At 38.0% G+C, this 16281-nt stretch carries 17 protein-coding genes; 7 read left to right on the forward strand and 10 right to left on the reverse strand.

The window, feature by feature from the left end:
- Positions 1 to 35: 35 nt before the first annotated feature.
- On the reverse strand, positions 36 to 548 hold the full coding sequence (locus AC07M3_RS05915; protein WP_133746566.1) for a hypothetical protein: 513 nt from the start codon (positions 546 to 548) through the stop codon (positions 36 to 38).
- 222 nt (positions 549 to 770) lie between these two features.
- Between AC07M3_RS05915 and AC07M3_RS05920 the strand changes: the two genes are divergently transcribed.
- Positions 771 to 1319 (forward strand): DUF2239 family protein, encoded by a 549-nt coding sequence (locus tag AC07M3_RS05920; RefSeq protein ID WP_494566817.1) that lies wholly within the window; start codon positions 771 to 773, stop codon positions 1317 to 1319.
- Positions 1320 to 1370: 51 nt separating this feature from the next.
- Here AC07M3_RS05920 and cysN read toward each other — a convergent pair whose 3' ends face one another.
- The 5 genes from cysN to lysS form a co-directional block, all read right to left on the reverse strand.
- Positions 1371 to 2984, reverse strand: coding sequence for a sulfate adenylyltransferase subunit CysN (cysN, locus tag AC07M3_RS05925; protein WP_133746567.1), 1614 nt, complete (start codon positions 2982 to 2984; stop codon positions 1371 to 1373).
- A 30-nt stretch (positions 2985 to 3014) separates the two neighbouring features.
- Positions 3015 to 3923 (reverse strand): sulfate adenylyltransferase subunit CysD, encoded by a 909-nt coding sequence (cysD, locus tag AC07M3_RS05930; RefSeq protein WP_004641806.1) that lies wholly within the window; start codon positions 3921 to 3923, stop codon positions 3015 to 3017.
- Positions 3916 to 4047, reverse strand: a complete 132-nt coding sequence (locus tag AC07M3_RS05935; RefSeq protein WP_080026499.1) for a hypothetical protein — start codon at positions 4045 to 4047, stop codon at positions 3916 to 3918. The genes cysD and AC07M3_RS05935 overlap by 8 nt, the downstream gene beginning before the upstream one ends.
- 253 nt (positions 4048 to 4300) lie before the next feature.
- Complete coding sequence (locus tag AC07M3_RS05940) at positions 4301 to 5743, reverse strand: capsule assembly Wzi family protein (RefSeq protein WP_494566818.1); 1443 nt, start codon at positions 5741 to 5743, stop codon at positions 4301 to 4303.
- A gap of 186 nt (positions 5744 to 5929) precedes the next feature.
- Positions 5930 to 7459: a lysine--tRNA ligase gene (gene lysS, locus AC07M3_RS05945; RefSeq protein WP_494566819.1), complete on the reverse strand. Its 1530-nt coding sequence runs from the start codon at positions 7457 to 7459 to the stop codon at positions 5930 to 5932.
- 257 nt (positions 7460 to 7716) lie between these two features.
- On the opposite strand from lysS, the gene AC07M3_RS05950 reads away from it, so the two are divergent.
- Positions 7717 to 8205: a YqiA/YcfP family alpha/beta fold hydrolase gene (locus AC07M3_RS05950; RefSeq protein WP_494566820.1), complete on the forward strand. Its 489-nt coding sequence runs from the start codon at positions 7717 to 7719 to the stop codon at positions 8203 to 8205.
- Positions 8206 to 8259: 54 nt separating this feature from the next.
- Here the strand turns inward: AC07M3_RS05950 and AC07M3_RS05955 are convergent, their stop codons facing one another.
- Positions 8260 to 8700 (reverse strand): SRPBCC family protein, encoded by a 441-nt coding sequence (locus AC07M3_RS05955; protein WP_494566821.1) that lies wholly within the window; start codon positions 8698 to 8700, stop codon positions 8260 to 8262.
- Positions 8701 to 9147: 447 nt separating this feature from the next.
- Here AC07M3_RS05955 and rubA point away from each other — a divergent pair, with 447 nt between their 5' ends.
- From rubA to oxyR, 4 genes are all read left to right on the forward strand, one after another.
- Positions 9148 to 9312 (forward strand): rubredoxin RubA, encoded by a 165-nt coding sequence (gene rubA, locus AC07M3_RS05960; protein WP_000760495.1) that lies wholly within the window; start codon positions 9148 to 9150, stop codon positions 9310 to 9312.
- 94 nt (positions 9313 to 9406) lie between these two features.
- A complete protein-coding gene (rubB, locus tag AC07M3_RS05965) occupies positions 9407 to 10588 on the forward strand; it encodes a rubredoxin reductase RubB (RefSeq protein WP_494566822.1) in 1182 nt (393 codons plus the stop codon).
- Positions 10589 to 10641: 53 nt separating this feature from the next.
- A complete protein-coding gene (estB, locus tag AC07M3_RS05970) occupies positions 10642 to 11586 on the forward strand; it encodes an esterase EstB (protein WP_005042235.1) in 945 nt (314 codons plus the stop codon).
- A 6-nt stretch (positions 11587 to 11592) separates the two neighbouring features.
- Positions 11593 to 12501 carry a LysR family transcriptional regulator OxyR gene (gene oxyR, locus AC07M3_RS05975; protein ID WP_003653052.1) on the forward strand — a complete coding sequence of 303 codons (909 nt, stop codon included), beginning with the start codon at positions 11593 to 11595 and terminating at the stop codon, positions 12499 to 12501.
- A 29-nt stretch (positions 12502 to 12530) separates the two neighbouring features.
- On the opposite strand, the gene AC07M3_RS05980 is transcribed toward oxyR, so the two are convergent.
- Positions 12531 to 13121 (reverse strand): SPOR domain-containing protein, encoded by a 591-nt coding sequence (locus tag AC07M3_RS05980; RefSeq protein ID WP_213031143.1) that lies wholly within the window; start codon positions 13119 to 13121, stop codon positions 12531 to 12533.
- Between the two features lie 57 nt (positions 13122 to 13178).
- Here AC07M3_RS05980 and AC07M3_RS05985 point away from each other — a divergent pair, with 57 nt between their 5' ends.
- Positions 13179 to 13307, forward strand: a complete 129-nt coding sequence (locus AC07M3_RS05985; protein ID WP_081399186.1) for a hypothetical protein — start codon at positions 13179 to 13181, stop codon at positions 13305 to 13307.
- Positions 13308 to 13366: 59 nt separating this feature from the next.
- Here the strand turns inward: AC07M3_RS05985 and ppk1 are convergent, their stop codons facing one another.
- A complete protein-coding gene (gene ppk1, locus AC07M3_RS05990) occupies positions 13367 to 15448 on the reverse strand; it encodes a polyphosphate kinase 1 (RefSeq protein WP_133746573.1) in 2082 nt (693 codons plus the stop codon).
- Positions 15449 to 15552: 104 nt separating this feature from the next.
- On the reverse strand, positions 15553 to 16230 hold the full coding sequence (gene mtgA, locus AC07M3_RS05995) for a monofunctional biosynthetic peptidoglycan transglycosylase (protein WP_199990223.1): 678 nt from the start codon (positions 16228 to 16230) through the stop codon (positions 15553 to 15555).
- Between the last annotated feature and the right edge of the window lie 51 nt (positions 16231 to 16281).

Raw genomic sequence — 16281 nt, forward strand, 5'->3', positions numbered from 1 at the left:
ATATGCAATAAAAAAAGCCCCAATCGGGGCTTTTTTTATTTCTGTACATATTCAATTAAGTGATCTAACACAATCTGAAAATGCAATGTAATGTCTTCTTCTAAAATTTTATAAGCATTATCAAACTGAACCATTGGCCAACCTTCTTTCCAAAATGGAAAAATATTGTGTAGACCTTCAGTCACGATCGCATCTTCACGACTAATCGCTTGAGCAACTTGAGCTAAAACCTGAGCGGTTTCTGCACCATCAATAGCTAAATAATCAATACCACGTGCTTTAAAAATACGGATACGGTCTTTTTTATAACGAATCTTTTTCGCCTGACCTGAATTCAAGCCTAATGCCAGCGTAGCAGCTTCTACAAACTTTTCTTCAAAGTTTGCATTCAATGCAACTAAAGCCTGTTTATGTGCTTCTTGACGCCCAGCTTTCCCCCCATTACGGATAATCTCATTTGCTTCCGTATCCAGCTTATCTTTTTTCATAGACTGTAAAATGTCTAAAATTTCGATATCGCTTAAAGATTCAGGAGATTGCTCAAACATAGGAGTCCTTATACATACAACTAAAGGCATATTCTCTCATAAAAGCGCTGCTAAAGCAGAGTAAAATTTTAAATAGCCTATTAACTTGACTATTTTTATAGTCCTAACTTCATAGACTACACTCATAAAATCAAATAATTCTTTGGTTATAATTTTAATTATTTGCCAAATTAATTTTACCCTGATAATATTATTTTACCCAGATAAAAATATACGGCTAAAATGAATACTAAAATCACCTATACTGCTTTCACTGGAAGCACGCTTATTGCGAGTGGCTCCCTAGTTGAACTTGCAAAAAAACTCAAAGATATTCCTAAAACAACGGAAAATATTCTGATTTTTAACGATCAAACAGGTCAACAAATTGATCTTGATCTTTCTAGTTCAGAACAAGAATTTCAACAACGTTATGCTGAACCGGAAGAAATTAAAAAAGTTGGACGACCTAAACTCGGAGTAATTTCTCGTGAAATCACCTTACAGAAAAAACATTGGGATTGGTTAGATCAACAAAGTGCGAGTGCATCAGCAGTAATTCGTAAGTTAATTGATAAAGAGTTAAATAACCCAAATTCTGAAGGTAATATTATGCTCGCTAAACAAGCCATCGACCGTTTTATGTCTGCCATGTTGGGTAATATGCCAAATTACGAAGAAGCAACACGCGCCTTATATCAAGGCGATCGAGATATATTTTTAAAGATGATTCAGAGCTATCCTAAAGATTTAAGAGAATATTTAACTTTAAAAACTCAAAGTATTTTCTAAATCCAATAAAAAACCCGCTTACGCGGGTTTTTTCAAAATCAATTCAGCCTATTAAAGACGGACTAATGCAATAATTTGTTCAACCAACTCATCTACATTTTCAGTAGTAATGCTAGTATCAGTACCTTCAGCTACAGTAGTCAAAACAGTTACGCCAGTTTGACGGAGCAAAGCAACTTGTTCTTCCGTTAAATCAACTTTAGCAATAGCAACTACGCCTTGCTGAATTAACGAACTTTCGATGACTTGAGCTTGCTCGAGTGCTTTTGCAGAAACTTGAACTGCTGCTGGCTTTTGGCCTAAACGTGCAGCACGGTCTTCAGCAGTAACAGGATTACTATGCGCAGTCCACTCTACCGCAGACTCAACCATACCCGCACCAACCGTTACATTGCTTAAACGGTCAATGAAAATAAATGAACCTGTGTATCGTGAATCTTGATACTGGTCAAATACGACTGGCGCATCAAACTCAACAACAACGTCCGCAATTGCATTTAACTCAAGCTCTTCAACCTGAGTATGCTCAAGCGTATTCACATTCACACGATAGTGAATATTAGTCACTTTGGCAGGAACAGTCTGTGTACCAATTTTAACGTTGTACAACTTACCTTTCACGAGCGGATGTTCATTCATCCACACCACTGAAGCACGAACACTACGTGAAATTAATGGTTGCTCGCCAGCACGTACCAAAACGTTACCACGGCTAATATCAATTTCATCATTCAACGTTAATGTTACAGCTTGACCTGCTACAGCCTGCTCAAGGTTTCCATCAAAAGTAACGATTTCTTTAACTGTTGAACGCTTACCTGATGGTAATGCAACAATCTCATCGCCAACGTTGATTTCACCTAAAGCAACAGTACCAGCAAAACCACGGAAATCTAGGTTTGGACGGTTCACATATTGAACAGGGAAACGGAATTCGTGTTTGTTTGATTCGCGACTAATTTCCACAGATTCAAGAATGCTCATCAAGGTTTGACCCTTGTACCAAGCTGTATGCTCAGAAGCATTTACCACGTTATCGCCATTTAAAGCAGAAATCGGTACAAACTGAATATTGGCTGGACGACGATCACCTAATTGGTTTACGAAAGCATCATATTCAACCTGAATTTCGTTAAAACGCTCTTCAGAGAACTCAACTAAATCCATTTTATTAATGGCAACAACGATATTTTTAATACCAAGTAAACTTGCAATAAAAGTATGACGACGTGTTTGTGTTTGCACACCATAACGCGCATCAATCAAAATAATTGCAAGATCAGCGGTTGATGCACCTGTTGCCATGTTACGGGTATATTGTTCATGCCCAGGTGTGTCAGCAATAATAAACTTACGCTTTTCTGTCGAGAAATAGCGGTAAGCCACATCAATGGTAATACCCTGCTCACGCTCAGCTTGTAAACCATCTACAAGTAATGCCAAATCTGGTGCATCACCTGTAGTTCCTACTTTTTTACTATCACGCGTTACGGCTTGCAATTGATCTTCATAAATCAATTTTGAGTCGTAGAGTAAACGTCCAATTAAAGTACTTTTACCATCATCCACGTTACCGCAAGTCAAAAAACGCAGAAGGTCTTTTTGTTCATGTTGCTTCAAATAGGCCAAGATATCTTGACTGATTAATTCTGATTGATGAGACATTGCTCAAACTCCACAAATTTAGAAATTGTCTTAGAAATAGCCTTCTTGCTTTTTCTTTTCCATTGAGCCCGCTTCATCATGGTCAATCATACGACCTTGACGCTCAGAACTAGTGGCTAAAAGCATCTCTTGGATAATTTCAGGTAACGTATCCGCTTCAGACTCAACTGCACCAGTTAATGGATAACAGCCAAGCGTACGGAAACGTACAGACTTCATCTGTGGAACTTCACCTTCTTTTAAACGCATACGCTCATCATCAACCATGATTAACGTACCGCTACGCTCTACTACTGGACGAACAGCAGAGAAATAAAGAGGAACGATTTGAATATTTTCTAAATAGATATATTGCCAGATATCCAACTCAGTCCAGTTAGATAAAGGGAATACACGAATACTTTCACCTTTGTTCACTTTACCATTGTAAAGATTCCAAAGTTCAGGACGCTGGTTTTTCGGATCCCAACGATGCTTACTATCACGGAATGAATAAACACGCTCTTTCGCACGTGATTTTTCTTCATCACGGCGTGCGCCACCAAAAGCAGCATCAAATTGATATTTATCCAAAGCCTGTTTCAAAGCTTGGGTTTTCATAATATCTGTGTATTTTGAGCTACCGTGATCAAATGGATTGATTCCAGCTTCGCGACCTTCTTTGTTTTGATGAACGATTAAATCAAAGCCATGCGTTTTTGCCATGTTATCGCGAAATGAAATCATCTCTTTAAATTTCCACCCAGTATCTACATGTAATAATGGGAATGGAAGTTTAGCTGGGTAAAACGCTTTTAACGCAAGATGAAGCATTACCGCAGAGTCTTTACCAATTGAGTAAAGCATTACCGGATTTTCAAATTCAGCAGCAACTTCACGGATAATATGAATGCTTTCAGCTTCAAGTTGCTTGAGATGTGTGAGTCTTGATTCAGTCATGAACACGTCCTTCTCTATCCATTTTGCCCATAAAATCTAGAAGTGGTATTAAACCACCACGTAGAAGACCATGTGGAGGAACGAGTGCCATAACAACTCCAATTTTTCGTGATAAATAATCCAACCACAAGCCTTTATATGGCTTATAGCATTAGTTATGCATTATAGTGATTTAAAACCGATTCCTTTTGCTTGTTTTTTCATATTGATATTCGATTTCATCATATACATATAATATGCTGATTCACTTGCACAACTTTGCAATCGTAGCTTGTGCCGCCAACTTAAGCAAATCATGATCTACTCTTTAGATTTCTCTAAAAACCATAAAAAAGAGAAGCATTAGTAGCTTCTCTTTTCTAAAACATGATCTACTCTTAGAAACCGAACATTTTACGTTCTAATGGAATTTCAATACCAATAGATGCGCCCGCGTCATTACCTTCTAGATCCGAGTCACTTACCCAGCCATTAATTTTTAATGGAAGATCAGGTTTAAGGTAATGCGTCCAAGTTAAATCAAGCGCTTTAATTTCATCATCTTTAGGGAATGCTTTATTAATGGCCAAGCTAGATTGGTTAACCTTAACCACCATAGCACGACCACTTAAACGGTTCATGACATCAAAGCGGATATCACCACCCACTGAATACATTTGCCCATCACCACCCATCGCGTGACCTAATGGGAAACCATGTTGATAATAGCCATCTTTATAAACCGAATGTATATAAGAAATACTCTTTACATCACCATTAGTACGTGTATCGGCCCATTCAGCATATAATTGATATGGCATATTGTTATAATTAGAAGAATAGTCAACACCAGCTAAATACATTTTCTTCGATGGTAAATAACCGGCTTCGTCCTCTCCCACATATTGACCATAAATACTCGCTGGAATATTCAACAAAGGTTGCAATGATAAACGACCATCGAAGCCAGCTAACTGATTCGATGGATTTTCAGTATCTCCATAGACATTATCATTACCCTTAATTGCATCCCATAAAGAACTAAAGCTTTCTGAGCGACCATCTCCACCCCACTGAATCGTACGTGAAGCGCCTAACTCTAAATATGGTAATGGCTGTGCAGTTATGCGTAGACCTAATAATTTAGCATCTGGAATTGCTTTATAATCATCTAATTGACCAGCAAATGCTTGATATTGCCAAGGCCCAATCCAAGATAACCATTTTGTCTCAAAAGCATTTTGTACAGCACGTTGTGCGGTTACACCATAAACTGGACGACTAGCATCCCCACGAATTAAGCTTCCATCATGTCCAGGCCCCCACCATGTTGGAATTTGACCAGCAACTACCCACTGATTCCAAAGTTTACCTGCAACATATGAACCTTCAACATTCACATCTTGCCCATTATCAATTTGTGGGTCTTTTTCTGCATTTACTCGGATTTTTGCATCCCAGTTTTCACCACCTGCATTAAACTCTAAAGAACCTTGATATTGAGCTTTTTGATTATCACCGAATGCTTGTGGAATATTTTTGCTATCAGTTTCAGCAAAAGCGCCCACTTTAACCGTATTGTTATCTGCTTTTAATGCATCAAGAACTGAATTAATAACTTTTTGTTGAGCTGGATGCGTCACTTGTGCTTGAGAGAGTGCTCTCTGGATTTCATCACCACTTAATGGCCAAGTTGAGGTGCTAATCTTGATAACACCTTGTTGATTCAACCAATTTAAGTCTGTACGTAAGTCCTCATTATTTAGCACTAAACCTTGTGCAAAAATAGCGGATGAAGCAGTTGCCAATATTGCAATCGAAAGTGTTTTTCTTAGAAACATGCCAGCCAATTCTCAAAGTTATTTATGAGCAACACCTTAAATTTTTTATCACAACTTTGCAATTGTTAAACTGTGCAATTACATTTTTTAACGCTATCTTAAGATTAGTGTAGATAGGTAAGTTTTTGAGATATAAAAGTAATAAAAAAAGGCAGTATAAATACTGCCTTTTTTGCGTAAAGAAGATTAACCTTCTTTACGACGCATATGCGGGAATAAAATTACATCACGAATACTCGGTGCATCGGCAAATAACATGACCAAACGGTCAATACCGATACCTTCACCCGCTGTAGGTGGTAAACCATATTCAAGCGCTTCAACAAACTCTGCATCGTAATGCATTGCTTCATCATCACCAGCATCTTTCTCTGCAACTTGGGCTTGGAAACGCTCAGCCTGATCAATTGGATCGTTTAACTCGCTGAAACCATTTGCCAATTCACGACCACCGATGAAAAACTCAAAACGATCAGTAACATGTGGATTGTCATCATTACGACGAGCCAGCGGAGATGTTTCAGCTGGATATTCAGTAATAAATGTTGGCTGACGAAGTTTAGTTTCAACTGTTTCTTCAAATACGATAGTTTGAAGCTTACCTAAACCAAAACCAGGCTTAACTTGTTCTTTTAATTCTTCACGAATAAATTGAGCAAGAAACTCACGGTCACCAACATTTTCAGGCGTAAATTGTGGGTTATTCTCTAAAATCGCATCAAACATAGAGATTTTCTTGAACGGCCCTTTGAAGCTAAACACTTCACCTTGGTAAGGCACATCAGTTGTACCTAAAATATCCAAGGCCAACTTTTCAATCATATTTTCAGTTAATGCCATCAAATCTTTATAATCAGCGTAAGCTTGATAAAACTCGATCATCGTAAATTCAGGATTATGACGTGTTGAAACACCTTCATTACGGAAGTTACGGTTAATTTCAAACACACGTTCAAAACCACCAACAACTAAACGCTTTAAGTAAAGCTCAGGTGCAATACGCAAGAATAATGGCATATCCAAAGCATTGTGATGTGTTTCAAACGGACGTGCAGACGCACCGCCCGGAATCACATGCATCATTGGCGTTTCAACTTCCATGAAACGTTCATTGTTTAAAAATGCTCGAATACCTGCAACAACTTTAGCGCGGATTTCAAAAGTTTTACGTGTTTCTTCATTCACAATTAAGTCAAGGTAACGTTTACGATACTTAACTTCTGTGTCATTTAAACCATGGAATTTATCTGGTAACGGGCGAAGCGATTTCGTTAAAAGCTCAAAACCTTCAAGGTGAACATATAAATCACCTTTTCCTGAGCGTCCGATATAACCTTCAGCAGCAATAATGTCACCAAGATCTAAACCTTTAATGGTCTCAAGAATATCTTTTGGTAAACCTTTACGGTCAACATATAACTGAATACGGCCTGTCATATCTTGAATAACCATGAAAGAACCACGGTTTAACATGACACGACCAGCAATTTTTACATAGACATGCTCAGAGCTTTCAATTTGTTCTTTCGACTGATCTTTAAATTGTTCTTGTAGATCAGCAGCGTAATGTTCACGCTTAAACGTATTCGGCCAAGGACTCTTTCCAGTTTCCTTCGCCACATCTTGGATTTGCTTTAATTTGGCATGACGCTGTGCAATTAAATCGTTTTCGGAAATAGTTGGTTCAGAAGTCGATTGAGCGTTTTGTTGCGTCATCTCTGCCTCGATTAAGTAAAAATTAAGGGCTATATCTTAACAGATTGCGGGAGTTTTTCGAATGATTTCAAGCAAACAAAAATGAAAAAAGACAATTTTATAGAACCGAACACTACTTTTTAAAGGCAAAATGACTTAGACCAATCGCTAAGATCATTTTTTAAAGCATTTAGTAAAATATAAAAAATCCAAATAACCTCGATATTCAAAAGGCCCTATTTGCCTTTTATTTTATCAATGAGATTGTGTAGCAAATAATGAAAATTCTATTTTTACATGGCTTGGATTCTTCTCGTGAGTCGACAAAGTTCCATGCCATTTTACATCCTGAAAAATTTTGTATTGACGTCGATTATCGTAATTTAAGTTATGCATCTGTTGAGTACTTTTACCATCAGGTTATTCAGACGATCAAACCAGATTTATTGGTAGGACATAGCATTGGAGGCTATTGGGCGCTAAAAACTGCTGCTCAACATAAATTAGCTGTTATTGTGGCGAATCCAAGTCTTACACCTAACTTTCGGACTGACTATCCTCAACTTTCTGAAGATGAACTCACTCTCTCTAACCCTAAAATGGCTTATTTAGAGTTAGGAGATGAGCAACTTGATATGTATCAGGTTCAAGAAAAACTTGCCCCTTATATGAAGATTGAAACTTTTGAAGGTGGGCATCATCGTTTGGCCTATCCTTCACGACTTAATGATCTCATTATGAAAATTTATAAAAAATATTTGGCTTAGATTTATATAGTTTGATTTTTGAAAAAACGGTTTTATACGTAAATAAACGAAGCTCTATTTTGCTTCTGCCATTTTTTTTACCACCTCAAAACCTTGAACAAAGCCACTTTTCAACATGCCCATATATTCAGGTAAGGTGGCCAATTCAACTTTTAGAGTGGTTATATTATCTTTTTGGATTAAAAAATATTTTTCTAAGGAACCACTCCACCCTTTAACCTCTTCACTTTCTAAATCTTCCTTACCCTCCTTAATCATTCCTAAATGTTTAAAAATTAATATTTCCGGTTTTTGCATTTGTTCAATCGTTGAAACCATCCCATTTCCTTCGCCGTCAAGAAAATAAGTTTTACCACCTATTTGCCAATCGGTACGCATGGAGGAATCCGGCGCAAAGAATTTCGTCCATGCGTTATATGTCTCGCTATTCCAAAGTATGTCCCATACTTTTTCTATAGGTGCCTCAATTTCTACTTCATATACTAAATTTTCCATATTTCACTTCCCTGATTTATACCGTCTTAATGACAGCAAATTTTAATTTTGGGTTTTAATAATGACATTCTGTCGCATCATAGTTTGTTGTTATTTAGCTTTCGTATGAGATGAATCTTTTAAATTATGAGATGCTCTTTATTTCAAGATATTTTCATCAATAAAATTAAGTCTAAAATTAACTGTAAGAATGCATTAGTTATTATTAGTTTATGGCGAAGTTTTGCCTAAATAACCACTTATTTGTCCTAACCTGCCATTCATCTTTGCTTACGAATGATTAAACTCCGTTATTTACTTTACTTTGAATGTAGAACTGCGTAAAAATTTGATATCCGATCAAAGGCACATTGGTTATTATTGACCGGATCGTAGTTACATTATTAATAGATGGAATAGTTTTACTGAAAGGCAGCTTTGAGCAAACTTATCAGTGCGGAGAGTCTCATGAAAAAATATCAATGTATCGTTTGTGGATGGATTTATGACGAAGCGGAAGGTTGGCCACAAGACGGCATTGCAGCTGGAACAAAATGGGAAGATATTCCAGATGACTGGACTTGCCCTGATTGCGGCGTTTCAAAAGCTGACTTCGAAATGATCGAAATCTAAGAGCGTAAAGTAAAAGGCCATGATTGACATGGTCTTTTTTACGAATATTACTAATCACCGTATTAAATAAATAATTCTAACTCTGGAGAAAAAAATGCATCCTATCGTCATTATCGGATCAGGCATGGCGGGTTATACCTTAGCACGTGAGTTCCGTAAGCTTAGCCCAGAGCAAGAACTTGTGATGATTTGTGCGGATGATGCAGTGAACTATGCAAAGCCAACATTATCAAATGCATTTGCAGGTAAAAAAGCACCTGAACAAATTCCTTTAGGCGATGCGACAAAAATGGGTACTCAACTCAATATGCGTATTGAGCCTTTTACTTTTGTGAAAGAAATTTTAGCTGAACGTCATGAGCTTGTTCTTGAAAAAGATGGTGTAACTTCACAACAACCCTATTCAAAATTGATTTTAGCCGTGGGTGCTAACCCAATTCGCCTTGCAATTGCAGGTGATGGTAGCGATGACATTCATGTTGTGAACTCACTCATTGATTACCGCGCTTTTCGTGAAAATCTAGCTCAGCGTAAAGATAAACGTGTTGTTATTTTGGGTGCAGGTTTAATTGGTTGTGAATTTGCCAACGACTTACTTCATAGTGAATATGACATCACTGTCATTGATTTAGCACCGCAACCATTAGGTCGTTTACTTCCATCACATATTGCTTCTGCTTTCCAACAAAATCTTGAGGAAGCTGGAGTAAAATTTGCACTCGGAACAACTGTTGAAAAAGTTAGCAAAATTAATAATGGCGAAGATTATGCTATAACACTCGCAAACGGACAAACACTGATTGCGGACATTGTTCTTTCTGCAATTGGCCTACAGCCAAATATTTCACTTGCTCAAAGTGCAGATATTCAAACAAGCCGTGGAATTATTACCAATGGTTTACTGGAAACAAATCAAGCAGACATCTATGCAATTGGGGATTGTGCAGAGGTAAATGGTACTTTACTTCCATATGTAATGCCGATTATGCAACAAGCTCGTGCCCTCGCAAAAACACTCAGTGGACAACAAACTACCGTTCATTACCCTGCAATGCCAGTTGCAGTAAAAACGCCAGCTGCTCCACTTACAGTTTTGCCAGCTCCGGTTGATGCGGAAGTGAACTGGGAAACAGAAGAATTCGACGATGGTATGCTTGCCAAAGCAATTGACAATGAAGGAACATTGCGTGGTTTTGTATTGCTAGGTGCAACCGCAGGTAAACAACGCTTAACTTTGACAAAGCTTGTTCCAGATCTTATTCCAGCCCAAGCATAAGGTTTGTATCAGGAATACTCACTTGGAGAGTATTCCTTTAAGGAATGAATAACATGAATAGCGCCTTACAGTTTAACATTTCACCGTACACATCTTTCATGCAAGAAACCAAAGTCAACTTAGGCAATGGAATTGAGTTACATGTAGAAGTAGGTGGAAAACCAGAACATCCAACCATTTTGCTGATTATGGGTCTTGGTGCCCAAATGCTTTTTTGGCCAGATTTCTTCTGTAAATCGCTGATTGATCAAGGATTTCGTGTTATTCGTTTTGATAACCGTGATATTGGCCTTTCTTCAAAAGTACGTCATGAAGGTAAACGGTTAAATACTGTCAAATTAATGGGCCGCTTTGCACTGGGGCTAACTAATCAGGGTGCACCTTATACTCTGCATGATATGGCAGACGATGTATCTATGCTCATTGATCGTTTAGGCGTGAACAAAGCGCATGTGATTGGTGCATCAATGGGTGGGATGATTGCTCAAATTCTTGCAGCAAAATATCCAGAAAAGGTTGAAAAATTAGGGCTCATGTTTACAAGCAATAACCAGCCTTTTTTACCACCACCTTTTCCGAAACAACTTTTGAGTTTAATTGGCAAACCCGAGTCACGTGACGAAGAAGGTATTGTTAATCATAGTTTAAAACTATTTCAATTGATTGGTTCACCTGGTTATATCAACCAGATTGAAGCAATACAAACTGCGCGTAAGCTTTATCAACGTAGCTACTATCCTGCTGGTGTACTTCAGCAGTTTTTAGCAATATTATGTACAGGCTCCTTACTACAACTGGACCGTGAAATTAAGCAACCCGCTTTAGTCTTACATGGCTCTCGCGATCGCTTACTTCCCCCTAGCCACGGTAAGGCTGTAGCAAAAGCAATTTCCGGTGCTAAGTTTGAATTAATTGATGGAATGGGGCATGATATCCCTGCACATTTTATTCCACAGCTTAGCGGTTTATTTGCGCATCATTTTAAATCATCAGACTAGGACACTATGGCTGCATTACCCTCACTAAGACAGCTATCATATTTAGTTACGTTGTCGGAAACTTTGCATTTTACTGAAGCAGCACGCCGCTCTTTTGTCACTCAATCGACGTTATCAGGCGGCATCATGGAGCTTGAACGGTTATTAGGTGGCGTTCTGGTAGAACGTGATCGTCAGAATGTGCGTTTAACACCTTTAGGTGAACAAGTCGTTGCTCGTGCCCGTGTACTACTAGCAGATGCTCAAGATTTAATGCGTTTGAGCCGTGAAATGAGTGAGCCGTTAACGGGTGATTTACATTTGGGTGTTATTCCAACCATTGCACCTTTTATCCTGACACGCTTACTTAATGAAGTGCATCAGCAGCTACCTAAAATTCAGCTACATTTGCATGAAGCACAAAGTGAAAAAATTGTAGAGCGTCTAGAACACGGTAATCTAGACATGATCGTTCTTGCTCTACCGTTTGACACCAGAGGTCTAAAAGTCGCTGAAATTTCGAAAGAAAATTTGTACCTTGTCTGTAGTAAACAAGATACGAATGCTCTTCAAGCAAACTCTCTAGATGATCTTGATTTATCAAGACTAATCTTGCTTGAGGAAGGCCACTGTTTACGTGACCACGTTTTGAGTGCTTGCCCTATCGGTGAGCGTAAAAACGACAACCGTTTAAAAGCAAGCTCTTTACCAACGTTAGTTGAAATGGTTTCTTCTGATTTAGGCTTTACGCTTTTACCAGAAATTGCAATTGAAAATAGTATGATCAAGTTTAATGATCAGATTACTGCAAAACCAATTGAAGATGCACCGAGCCGTACTTTAGCGCTAGTAACTCGTAAAAGTACACCATTGCAAAGTGAGTTCGATGTATTACTACAAATTATGCAGAAAATCACGACAAGAATACATGAATAAAAAAAGGAGTCTTCGGACTCCTTTTTATTTTATTGAGGTGTCAAGGATGCCCACTTAAATACCCAAGCAGATGGCATATTCAAACTATTATCAGCGATAATTTTTTCTCTAATAATTTGTGCGATGGCATAGTCATTTGCAGGGTCTACCATAACTCGTATTCCTTTAGTCGTTGCACTGGTTACAACCTTGTACCCTTTCGCTTCTAACTGCGACTGAACTGTACTTGCCTTATTTTGATTAGCTGCCAATGCAACTTGTACCATCCATTTCTTTTCACCATTTTCCAAAATTTCTTTAGCGATCGCTGCATCAAGCTGCTTTTTATTGTCAAAATTTTTCTTTTCTTCTACTTTCTTTGTGTGAACATCTTCAATTTTCTTTTGGGCTAAAAACTCATCTTGTTTTGGTTTTCTTTTTTGGATGACTATTGTTTTATTTTTTTCCCCACTTTTTTTCGCTTTATCATTAGAAGGATTTACAAAATAAGGATACATCGCTTGATCATCAAATCTTTGAAATACGATGATATCCCCATAACACTTCTGATCTGCATAGGCGGTCACTGGTATTATCCCCAAAAGTATTTTAATAAGTAAACTTCTAATAAAGCATTGCATCTTATTCATTTACCAAAGTTAAGTATATTTAATGCGGCGTATTAAAGTAGATTTCTTGTGATTTGTATATTTTTAAAATTCAATGTTTTATGTAAAAAATCACATATTTTCAAAACATATTGCAGTGCTTCAAATTATTATCGTTTATCCAGCAACCATTTAGAAAAACTAACTAAATTACTTTGAATTTCAGTTAATTAAAAAAGCCGACAAAATGTCGGCTTTCATTTAATCTTAAGAGTTCATTATTTAATGATTTCCAATAAAGCCCTTTGAGCATTATGCAACTTTTCACCCTCTGCTGGCTCAGCACGAATCCAAGTACCATCACCTTGTAACAGCCATGCCTGCTGATTATCTTGTAAGTAGTTCACCAAACCTTGTTGATAAATACGTTTTTTCAACGCAGGGTCTTCAACTGGGAAACATGCTTCAACACGATTAAATAAATTACGGTCCATCCAGTCTGCACTTGAACAGTAAATACGTGCATCACCATTATTACTAAAGTAATAAACGCGCGTATGCTCAAGGAAACGTCCTACAATTGAACGCACTCGAATATTCTCTGATAAGTTAGGCAAACCCGGACGTAAACAACAAATCGAACGGATAATCAGGTCAATCTGAACACCCGCCTGAGAAGCTTCGTACAATTTATTGATTAGCTGAACTTCGGTTAACGCATTTACTTTAACAATGATTTGAGCTTTACGGCCTGCTTTAGCATTGGCAATTTCTTCATCAATAAAGTTAATGAGCTGAGCATGTAAGGTAAATGGTGCATGTAATAGCTTTTTCAATTTCGCCATTTTGCCCATACCGGTCAATTCTTGGAATATACGATGTACATCTTCACACAGATCTTTGTCTGTGGTCATGAGACCATAATCCGTATAAATTCGGGCATTGGCAGCGTGATAGTTACCTGTTCCTAAATGAACGTAACGTACCAGTTTATTATTTTCACGGCGCACCACCATAATCATTTTGGCGTGGGTTTTATAACCGACTATGCCATAAACAACGACTGCCCCAGCCTCTTGTAAAACATTCGCTACTTCAATGTTGGATTCTTCATCAAAGCGAGCACGTAATTCAATAACTGCAATAACTTCTTTTCCATTACGAGCCGCTTCAGCCAAAATTTGCACAATTTCAGAATCAGCACCACTACGATATAGCGTTTGCTTAATGGCTAATACTTGCGGATCACGCGCAGATTCACGTAGCAATTGAATAACTGGCGCAAAAGATTCAAACGGATGATGCAGTAAAATATCCTGTTTTTGCATTGCCGAGAAAATACTCTCGGTCTTTTTAAATACTTTAGGCACAACTGGCGTATGCGAGTCATAACGCAAATGAGGACGTTTAAAGTTTGAAACCAGACGAGCTAAGTTTACTGGACCATCAACTTTATATAATTGCTCATCGGTTAAATCGAACTCTTCAAGTAAATACTCATAAATATGCTGTGGACAGTTATGGGTCACTTCCAAGCGAACGGCACGACCAAAACGTCGAGAACTTAATTCACCTTTTAATGCTTTAGCTAAGTCTTCAACATCTTCATTCAATGCCAAGTCTGCATTACGTGTAACGCGGAATTGGTAACATCCAGTTGCTGTCATTCCTGGGAATAAATCAGACACATGCTCATGAATAATTGCCGATAACATTACATGATGTTCTTTACCACCTGTTAATTCATCTGGTAGTCGTACAACGCGAGGCAATGAACGTGGTGCAGGTACAACAGCCAAATCAATTTGACGACCAAAAGCATCTTTACCTTCAAGTGTAATAATGAAGTTCAGGCTTTTATTCACAAGGCGAGGAAATGGATGTGCTGGATCTAAGCTAATTGGTGTTAGTACAGGTGCAACTTGTTCCTGAAAATATTTTTTTACCCAAGCAGATTGGGCTGGAGTTAACTCACCACGACGTAAGAAGCAAATATCTTCTTCACGTAGCTTTGGTAAGATTTCCTCATTTAAAATACGATATTGACGCTCAATCGCAGCATGAGCAGTTTCAGAGATTTTTTGTAAGACCTGTCTTGGCGTAAGACCATCAGGGCTACGACTTTCATTACCTAGAGAAAATTGCTCCATCACCCCAGCAACACGAATTTCAAAGAATTCATCAAGGTTGCGTGAAAAAATGAGCAAGAAATTCATTCGCTCAAGTAATGGATGTAAAGGGTCTACCGCTTGTTCCAATACACGCAAATGGAAGTCAAGAATAGACAATTCACGATTGATATAACGGTCATTATAACTATATTCTATTGGGGTCGTTGTTGGTGTAATCGCTGTATTCATGTCTAACTCAATTCTCTATCCAGCCAAATCTCTATAAACTAGTATGCTGCAAAAATATGACAATTTGGTAAAAACTAAAAAATTAACACATCTTTAAAACAGCATTATTCAGGAATCTGGGTGCTATTCATATAACGTAAAATAACGCGTTTTCTATATTGTAGTTTATGATCGTTGCGGTGATCTTGATAATATTTCGGATCAGGCAATAATGCGGCTAAGAAAGCAGCTTGTTCACGCGTTAGGCTTTTAGCACTTTTACCATAATAATGTTGAGCGGCTGCTTCAATACCATACAGATTTTTGCCGAATTCAACCGAGTTCATATACACCTCAAGAATTCGGCGTTTTGACCACATGCGCTCCATCATCCAAGTCGCGACTGTTTCTTGGCCTTTACGAATAAATGAACGTTTGTTGTATAAAAACAAGTTCTTTGCAAGCTGTTGAGACACAGTAGAACCACCCGCAACAACTTCACCCTTTTCATTATTTCGCTCAAGGGCAAAACGAATACCCTGCCAGTCAAAGCCATGATGATGAATAAATTTTGCATCTTCGCCCGCTAAAATCGCATGTTTGAAATTGTCACTAATATCATCATAGTCAAGCCACTTATGGATGATTGGCTCAGAGGTATCAGACCAATAATCAATTCGCATGAACATGGTGGTATCCACTTCATGTGTCCGCCACCAGACCAAACTCGAAAAAATCCAAAGTTGAATAAGGAGAATCGCCCCAATAAAAATTAACAACACGCGAACAATAAAAGCTTTCATGTTCGTCCTGATCTCCTGTATTCAACTTTTTTCATGTTAAGCTGTAAAGCA

Source organism: Acinetobacter sp. GW821-FHT09D10 (assembly GCF_059416285.1).

Bases quoted from the DNA above. Each gene is read 5' to 3' on its own strand.
- AC07M3_RS05915 (WP_133746566.1), bottom strand. From the start codon at position 548: ATGTTTGAGCAATCTCCTGAATCTTTAAGCGATATCGAAATTTTAGAC.
- AC07M3_RS05920 (WP_494566817.1), top strand. From the start codon at position 771: ATGAATACTAAAATCACCTATACTGCTTTCACTGGAAGCACGCTTATT.
- cysN (WP_133746567.1), bottom strand. From the start codon at position 2,984: ATGTCTCATCAATCAGAATTAATCAGTCAAGATATCTTGGCCTATTTG.
- cysD (WP_004641806.1), bottom strand. From the start codon at position 3,923: ATGACTGAATCAAGACTCACACATCTCAAGCAACTTGAAGCTGAAAGC.
- AC07M3_RS05940 (WP_494566818.1), bottom strand. From the start codon at position 5,743: ATGTTTCTAAGAAAAACACTTTCGATTGCAATATTGGCAACTGCTTCA.
- lysS (WP_494566819.1), bottom strand. From the start codon at position 7,459: ATGACGCAACAAAACGCTCAATCGACTTCTGAACCAACTATTTCCGAA.
- AC07M3_RS05950 (WP_494566820.1), top strand. From the start codon at position 7,717: ATGAAAATTCTATTTTTACATGGCTTGGATTCTTCTCGTGAGTCGACA.
- AC07M3_RS05955 (WP_494566821.1), bottom strand. From the start codon at position 8,700: ATGGAAAATTTAGTATATGAAGTAGAAATTGAGGCACCTATAGAAAAA.
- rubA (WP_000760495.1), top strand. From the start codon at position 9,148: ATGAAAAAATATCAATGTATCGTTTGTGGATGGATTTATGACGAAGCG.
- rubB (WP_494566822.1), top strand. From the start codon at position 9,407: ATGCATCCTATCGTCATTATCGGATCAGGCATGGCGGGTTATACCTTA.
- estB (WP_005042235.1), top strand. From the start codon at position 10,642: ATGAATAGCGCCTTACAGTTTAACATTTCACCGTACACATCTTTCATG.
- oxyR (WP_003653052.1), top strand. From the start codon at position 11,593: ATGGCTGCATTACCCTCACTAAGACAGCTATCATATTTAGTTACGTTG.
- AC07M3_RS05980 (WP_213031143.1), bottom strand. From the start codon at position 13,121: ATGCAATGCTTTATTAGAAGTTTACTTATTAAAATACTTTTGGGGATA.
- ppk1 (WP_133746573.1), bottom strand. From the start codon at position 15,448: ATGAATACAGCGATTACACCAACAACGACCCCAATAGAATATAGTTAT.
- mtgA (WP_199990223.1), bottom strand. From the start codon at position 16,230: ATGAAAGCTTTTATTGTTCGCGTGTTGTTAATTTTTATTGGGGCGATT.